The sequence below is a fragment of the Desulfonatronum sp. SC1 genome (genome assembly GCF_003046795.1).
In the GTDB taxonomy this organism is placed as follows: Bacteria; Desulfobacterota; Desulfovibrionia; order Desulfovibrionales; family Desulfonatronaceae; genus Desulfonatronum.
Window position 1 is genome coordinate 1 of record NZ_PZKN01000225.1, and the last position, 397, is coordinate 397.

General features: G+C 44.6%; 1 protein-coding gene. It reads left to right on the plus strand.

Going from position 1 to position 397, the window contains the following annotated elements:
* Positions 1 to 33: 33 nt before the first annotated feature.
* The coding region (locus C6366_RS21355; protein WP_233248602.1) for a DUF4914 family protein at positions 34 to 397 on the plus strand (364 nt) is incomplete at its 3' end.

The window sequence follows — 397 nt, forward strand, 5'->3', positions numbered from 1 at the left end:
CAGATTATCAGCACCCCTCGTGTCCGGTACACGTTGGCACCAAACCAGCATATTGGAACCTGGAAAGTTGGATTTAAACCTCAGATGTTGATGCGTGAGTATCTTACACGTCGTGGAAATGCCAAACTTATTTCGGACCAGTATCAGCCAGCTCGTTGTCCGCTGTTGGGTTATGAGCTAAACTACCTTACCATTGAGGGTAACAAAATACCATCGCGCTTCCTCAAAGTTTATAAACAAATTGAAGTAGGCGAAGAGGGTTATGACAAAGGCGCAGAGATGTTGTACGATTTCTTTAAAAAAGAATTGCCTCAATATCTTACTCCTGAATTGCTTCCACTTGGCCGTAAAATCATTGAGGCTTGCCTCAACGGAGCCAGCGTAGAGCCTGTCTCTT